Origin of the sequence: Pseudomonas oryzihabitans, assembly GCF_007665395.1 — a bacterium.
Classification (GTDB): Bacteria; Pseudomonadota; Gammaproteobacteria; order Pseudomonadales; family Pseudomonadaceae; genus Chryseomonas; species Chryseomonas psychrotolerans_C.
Genome location: NZ_VDND01000014.1, coordinates 151,081 through 157,845 on the forward strand (window position 1 = coordinate 151,081; position 6,765 = coordinate 157,845).

The 6,765-nt window shown below is 64.5% G+C and carries 5 protein-coding genes and 1 pseudogene; 5 read left to right on the forward strand and 1 reads right to left on the reverse strand.

The window, feature by feature from the left end:
- Nucleotides 1–168: 168 nt before the first annotated feature.
- The 5 genes from FSV73_RS23005 (at nucleotide 169) to FSV73_RS23025 (ending at nucleotide 6,076) form a co-directional block, all read left to right on the forward strand.
- Nucleotides 169–816: a DedA family protein gene (locus FSV73_RS23005; protein ID WP_145012040.1), complete on the forward strand. Its 648-nt coding sequence runs from the start codon at nucleotides 169–171 to the stop codon at nucleotides 814–816.
- 4 nt (nucleotides 817–820) lie between these two features.
- A complete protein-coding gene (locus FSV73_RS23010; protein WP_145012044.1) occupies nucleotides 821–1,657 on the forward strand; it encodes a zinc-dependent peptidase in 837 nt (278 codons plus the stop codon).
- A 51-nt stretch (nucleotides 1,658–1,708) separates the two neighbouring features.
- A complete protein-coding gene (ppa, locus tag FSV73_RS23015; protein WP_007161198.1) occupies nucleotides 1,709–2,236 on the forward strand; it encodes an inorganic diphosphatase in 528 nt (175 codons plus the stop codon).
- Nucleotides 2,237–2,478: 242 nt separating this feature from the next.
- Nucleotides 2,479–4,668 (forward strand): TonB-dependent receptor, encoded by a 2,190-nt coding sequence (locus FSV73_RS23020; protein ID WP_145012047.1) that lies wholly within the window; start codon nucleotides 2,479–2,481, stop codon nucleotides 4,666–4,668.
- Nucleotides 4,669–5,014: 346 nt separating this feature from the next.
- Entirely contained in the window at nucleotides 5,015–6,076 is a 1,062-nt protein-coding gene (locus tag FSV73_RS23025) for a DUF748 domain-containing protein (RefSeq protein WP_145012050.1), read from the forward strand.
- Nucleotides 6,077–6,509: 433 nt separating this feature from the next.
- On the opposite strand, the pseudogene FSV73_RS23030 reads toward FSV73_RS23025, so the two are convergent.
- Nucleotides 6,510–6,765, reverse strand: a pseudogene (locus tag FSV73_RS23030) (threonine ammonia-lyase, biosynthetic); the annotation flags it as partial.

A 6,765-nucleotide genomic window follows, 5' to 3' on the forward strand; every position in this document is an offset into this window, starting at 1 on the left:
TCGCCACTCCCGCGCCGGGAACGGCGCGGGAGTGAACCTTTGCCCTACCCTGACCTCTGAGCGGCTGGCGTTTTTTCCCGGCACCTATCTCGACCAGGCCACAAAACCCGGTCTCGACTGCCCTTATAATCGCCGCTGGACCCCTCGCAACCTCGGTAGGCACGCCCCATGGAATTCAACCCGATCGACCTGATCCTGCACCTCGACGTCTATCTCAGCGGGTTGGTGGCCCAGTACGGCACCTGGATCTACGTCATCCTCTTCGCCGTGATCTTCTGCGAGACGGGCCTAGTGGTCACGCCCTTCCTGCCCGGCGACTCCCTGCTGTTCATCGCTGGTGCCCTCTCCGCCCTCGGTGACCTGGACCCCTACCTGCTGGCCGGCCTGCTGATGTTCGCCGCGGTGGCCGGCGACAGCACCAACTACCTGATCGGCCGCTTCGCCGGCGACAAGCTGTTCAGCAATCCCCACTCCAAGGTGTTCCGCCGCGACTACCTGCTGCGCACCCAGGCCTTCTACGAGCACCACGGCGGCAAGACCATCACCCTGGCGCGCTTCCTGCCCATCATCCGTACCTTCGCGCCCTTCGTTGCCGGCGTGGGCCGCATGCACTATCCCTACTTCCTCGCCTACAGCGTGCTCGGCTCGCTGCTGTGGGTCGGCGGGCTGGTCAGCCTGGGCTACTTCTTCGGCAACGTGCCCTTCATCAAGCAGAACCTCACCGTCATGGTGCTGGCCATCATCGGCATCTCCCTGCTGCCGATGATCCTCGGCCTGATCAAGAGCCGGCGCGCCGCGGTGCAGAGCGGGGCCTGACGCCTTGGGTTTCTGGCGCGTCTGGCGCGAACGGCGCCTGCTGGAGCGAGTCGCCATCGCCGACGAACTCTGGGCGCGCCTGCGCCAGCGCCTGCCGATCCTCGATGGGCTGAGCGCCGAGGAAGACCTCTGGCTGCGCGAGCACTGCGTGCTGTTTCTCGCCGAGAAGCGCCTGACCCTGCTCCAGGGCCTGGAATTGGACGACGGCGACCGCCTGCTGCTGGCCGCCCAGGCGCTGCTGCCGCTGCTGCACCTGCCGGAAGCGGCGCTCTATCCCAATGTGCGCGAGATCGTCGTCTACCCCGATGCCTTCGTCAGCCCCCAGCGCTATCGCGACGAGGGCGGCCTCGAGCACGAATGGGACGAGGAACGCGACGGCGAGGCCTGGGACCGCGGCCAGGTGATCCTGGCCTGGCCCGGCGTCCAGGCCAGCGGCGGCTGGGAGGCCTACAACCTGGTCATCCACGAATTCGCCCACCTGATCGACTTGCTCGCCGGTGGCCTGTGCAACGGCCAGCCGCCACTGCACGCAGACATGCCCCAGGCGGCCTGGACCAGCGCCCTGCAGCACGCCTACGACGACCTCAATCGCCAGCTCGACGCCGATGCGGACGCCGAGACCGCGCTCGACCCCTATGCGGCGGAAAGCCCCGAGGAATTCTTCGCCGTCGCCTGCGAGTACTTCTTCAGCGCGCCCGACCTGCTGAGCGAACACTATCCACAGGTCTACGGGCAGCTGCAGCTGCTGTTCCGCCAGGATCCACGCACCCGCCTGGCCGCCAGCCTGGCGAGCGTGCCACAGCCAGCAACCCCGGGGGCCGAGGCTCGAACCCCGATCTGAAAGCGCCTATACTCCCGGCCACTTTTCCCAACCGACCAGAGGGACCCGTTCATGAGCTACAGCAAGATTCCCGCCGGCAAAGACCTGCCGAACGACATCTACGTCGCCATCGAGATTCCGGCCAACCACGCGCCGATCAAGTACGAGATCGACAAGGACAGCGACGCCCTCTTCGTCGACCGTTTCATGGCCACCCCCATGTTCTACCCGGCCAACTACGGCTACATCCCCAACACCCTGGCCGACGATGGCGATCCCCTGGACGTGCTGGTCGTGACCCCCTACCCGGTCGCTCCCGGCGCCGTGATCCGCGCCCGTCCGGTCGGTGTGCTGCACATGACCGACGAAGCCGGCGGTGACGCCAAGCTGATCGCCGTCCCTCACGACAAGCTGAGCGTCCTGTACAAGGACGTGAAGGAATACACCGATCTGCCGGCCCTGCTGCTGGAGCAGATCAAGCACTTCTTCGAGAACTACAAGGATCTGGAGAAGGGCAAGTGGGTCAAGGTCGAAGGCTGGGGCGATGCCGACGCCGCCCGCGCCGAGATCACCAAGGCCGTGGCCGCCTACAAGGGCTGATCCCGGTCCGCCGCTGAAAAGCCCGGTTCGCCGGGCTTTTTTGTGCCTGCACGTTAGACGGCGGACGGGACCGTCGGCAGGGAAAGCGTTATCGCGATAGCGCTGGTCGGCACAATGATGTCGCTCATCCGATTTAACGATAACTGTTATCATAAACGAATAAGATCGCTTCCCACTCGTGACCCTGTCATCCGTGGCGGGAACTCCGAGCCCTCGCCCCGTCAGTACAGGATTCGCTCGTCATGGCTCGTTCGCGCTCCGCTTTCAAGCTTTCGCCCCTCGCCCTGTCCATCGCCGCGCTGTGCGCCACCGCAGGTAACCCTGCCCTGGCCCAGACCAAGGGCGATGCCCTGCAGCTGGACGCCACCACGGTGACCGCCACCGAGACGCCCAAGGATGCCCCTCCCCCTGCCTATACCGGCGGCCAGGTGGCGACCGGGGGCCAGATCGGCATCTTGGGCAACCAGGAGAATATGAGCCTACCGTTCAGTGCGACGAGCTATACCGCGAAACTGATGGAAGACCAGCAAGCCCACGATCTAGCCGATGTCCTGAGTAACGATGCGTCCATCCGCCGGGCTTCAGGCTATGCCAACGCTTCCAATATTTTCGTGATTCGCGGCTACAAGCTCAACGTCGATGACATTTCCTATGGCGGCCTCTATGGCATCCTGCCGCGCCAATTGATCGATACCGAAGCTCTGGAGCGCGTGGAGGTTTTCAAGGGCCCCAATGCCTTCGTCAACGGCATCACGCCCACCGGTTCCGGAATCGGCGGCGGTGTCAACTTGCTGCCCAAGCGCGCGGATGACACTCCTACCAGGCGAATCACCACCGACTACACCAGCGACGGACAACTCGGCGAACACCTCGACCTCGGTCAACGCTTCGGTGAAGACAATCGCTTCGGTGCACGCCTGAACCTCATGCAGCGTGAGGGCGACACCGCCATAGATCACGAGAACCAGCGTAGCAAGCTGTTCGCTCTGGGCTTGGATTACCGCGGCGATCGCCTGCGACTGTCGACTGACCTCGGTTATCAGAAGCAGCGCATCAACGGCGATCGCAATATGATCAGCCTGGGTAGCGCGACCCGGATACCCGATGCCCCGTCAGCCGACACCAACTACGGTCAGAAATGGGCCTACACGGAGCTGGAAGATACCTTCGGGATGGGACGTGCCGAATTCGATCTGAACGACGACTGGACGCTCTACGCCGCTGCTGGCGCCAAGCATACTCGCGAGGTGGGTGAGTATTCGTCGCCCTCCTTCAGCAGTGCCGATGGCAAGACGCTGAGTGCCTCGCGCTCCTTCATTCCCCACGACGAAGATAACAAGAGCGCCATGGCCGGCCTGCGCGGTCGAATCCAAACCGGTCCGGTCAGCCATCAGCTCAATCTGGGTGTCGCTGGCATCTGGGCGGAACAACGCTCGGCCTATGTATTCAGCGGCACCAGCTTCAGCAACGATCTCGACCATCCGCAGCAGGTCGCGGCCCCGCCGCTATCCGGTGGTTTCGCCGGTGGCGACCTGTCCGATCCTGGCATCATCGGCAAGACCCGCAATCGCAGTGCAGCGCTGTCCGATACCCTGGGCTTCGTTGACGACAAGGTATTGCTGACCCTTGGCGTACGTCGGCAAAGTCTGGAAGTGGACAGCTGGAGCTATGGCGGAGCACGCCAGCCCAGCTATGACGAAGCCATCACCACTCCGGTCTACGGCCTGGTGATCAAACCTTGGGAAAACGTCTCCTTCTATGCCAATCGCATCGAGGGCCTGACCCAGGGACCGACGGCCCCGACCAGCAATGGCAACGTCGTGTTGGTGAATGCGGGCGAAATGTTTCCACCGGCACGCTCCAAGCAGATCGAGGCAGGCGTCAAGTACGATCAAGGTACCTTCGGCGCCACCTTCGGTGTCTACCGCATCGAGCAGCCGGCTGACGGCTACTCACAGGGGAACGCTTATGTCCGCGACGGCGAACAGGAAAACCGTGGCCTCGAGCTGAACGTCTTCGGCGAACCCCTGGTGGGCCTGCGCCTGCTGGCGGGCGCCACCTGGATGGATACCGAACTCAAGGGCACCCAGGACGGCAGCAACGACGGCAACCGCGCCATCGGCGTACCGCGCTTCCAGTACAACCTCGGCGCCGACTGGGACGTGCCCGGCCTCGCCGGCGTGTCGCTCAACGGCCGCCTGCTGCGCACCGGCGGCCAGTACGCCGATGCAGCCAACAACCTGAGCATCCCGGCCTGGACCCGTGTCGACCTCGGCGCGCGTTATCGCTTCAAAGTCGAGCAAAAAGACGTTACCCTGCGCGCCAACGTCGAGAACGTGGCCAACAAGGCCTATTGGGAATCCGCCTTTGGCGGCTACCTGACCCAGGGCGATCCGCGCACCCTCAAGGTGTCCGCCACCCTGGACTTCTGATCGACAGGCGTCCTGGCTCACCGCCAGACGCCACGCGCGGCCTCTGTCGCGCCCCTCCTCTCTGCCCGGCAAGGGCAACCCGGGCGGGCCGGGCTCACCAAAAATCAGCTCAACCCGCCCTCGAAAGCCGGCCACAAGCCGGCTTTTTTGCGTCTGCGCTTCAGCCAGCCACCGCCATAGCGCAACGGCCCGACGACCGGCAGGCACGCCCGCTGGCTGCCAGACGCCAGGACAGAGCCTTCCGCGCTCGCGGGCTCTCCTGAATCAACCGGCCAGGCACACCCGCGAGAAACTCAGGCCTGCCGCGGAGGGTCGACCGGTGACGAGTCCGTCCCGAGCCACCACCATGACCCGCCGCCTGCGCCTGCCCCTCGCCCTCCTCATCGGCCTGATCGTCCTGCTGCTGTGCCTGCACCTGGCCGCGCCCCTGGTGATCCGTCATTACCTCAACGAGAAGCTGGCGGACATGGGCGACTACCGTGGCCAGGTCAGCGACGTGGACCTGGCCTGGTGGCGCGGCGCCTATCGCATCGAGGGGCTGGAGATCGTCAAGGTCAACGGCAAGGTGCCGGTGCCCTTCCTCAAGGCACCCGGCATCGACATCGCGGTGAGCTGGCGTTCGCTGTGGCAGGACCACGCCATCGTCGGCCGTATCGTCTTCGAACACCCCGAGCTCAACTTCGTCGACGGCGGCGCGCGCAAGGAGCAGTCGCAGACCGGCGCAGGCACCGATTGGCAGGACCAGGTGGACAAGCTCATCTCCATCACCCTGGACGAGGTGCGGGTTGTGGATGGGCGGGTGACCTTCCGCAACTTCAACTCCAAGCCCCAGGTAGATCTGGCGGCCACCGACGTCAACGCCAGCCTCTACAACCTGACCAACGCCGCGGATGCCAGGGGCGAACGCATCGCCCGCTTCGAGGGCAAGGCCGCCATCCTCGGCAGCGCCCCGCTGGAGGCCAGTGCCCGCTTCGATCCCTTCAAGGATTTCACCGACTTCGACTTCCGCCTACGGGTGACCGACATCGACCTGCCCAAGCTCAACGACTTCGCCCGCGCCTACGGCAAGTTCGATTTCCGCGCCGGCAGCGGCGACGTAGTGGTGGAAGCCAAGGCGGTGGACGGCCAGCTCAGCGGCTACGTCAAACCTCTGATGAAGAATGTCGACATCTTCGACTGGCAGCAGGATGTCGAGAATCGTAACAAGAACGCCCTGGAAAGCGCCTGGGAAGCCGTGGTCGGCACCGCCCAGACGCTGCTGAAGAATCAGCGCCGCGACCAGTTCGCCACCCGGGTGGATCTCTCCGGCAGCGTGAAGGATCAGAACATCAGCCCGCTCCAGGCCTTCTTCAATATCCTGCGCAACGCCTTCGTACAGGCGTTCAGCACCCGCTATGACGCGGATTGAAGCGCTCTTGTAGGTTGGCGCTGAGCACAGCGAAGCCCAACAGACTGGACTGCCGGTGCAGGGCTACCCTCACCCCAGCCCTCTCCCAGAGGGAGAGGGGGCGATTGAACTCCGTAGCGTGGAAAACCGCGCAGCGTTTTCCACTGGCTCACACGGGCGCCAACGGTGGTATAAGGCTGCGCCGTTATCCACCCTACCCGCAGGCCCCCGTGGGTTGGCGCTGAGCGCAGCGAAGCCAACAGACTGGACTGCCGGTGCAGGGCTACCCTCACCCCAGCCCTGTCCCAGAGAGAGGGGGCGCTTAGGCTCCGTAGCGTGGAAAACCGCGCAGCGTTTTCCACTAGCTCACACGGGCGCCAACGGTGGATAAAGCTGCGCCGTTATCCACCCTACCCATAGGTTGGCGCTGAGCGCAGCGAAGCCCAACACCCCCTCACCCGATAAACAACCGATACGCCGGATTCTCCGTCTCGTCCCAGTAGCGATAGCCGATGGCATCCAGCGTCGCCAACAGCTCCGGCCGCTCGGCTTGGCTCGCTTCCAGCGCCGCGAACACCCGGCCATCCGCCGCACCGTGGTTGCGGTAGTGGAACATGCTGATGTTCCAGCGCCCGCCCAAGCGTTCAAGGAAATCGAACAGCGCTCCGGGGCGCTCGGGGAATTCGAAGCGGAACACCTGCTCCTGATCC

Coding starts and splice junctions, on each gene's coding strand:
- FSV73_RS23005 (WP_145012040.1), top strand. CDS start 169: ATGGAATTCAACCCGATCGACCTGATCCTGCACCTCGACGTCTATCTC.
- ppa (WP_007161198.1), top strand. CDS start 1,709: ATGAGCTACAGCAAGATTCCCGCCGGCAAAGACCTGCCGAACGACATC.
- FSV73_RS23020 (WP_145012047.1), top strand. CDS start 2,479: ATGGCTCGTTCGCGCTCCGCTTTCAAGCTTTCGCCCCTCGCCCTGTCC.
- FSV73_RS23025 (WP_145012050.1), top strand. CDS start 5,015: ATGACCCGCCGCCTGCGCCTGCCCCTCGCCCTCCTCATCGGCCTGATC.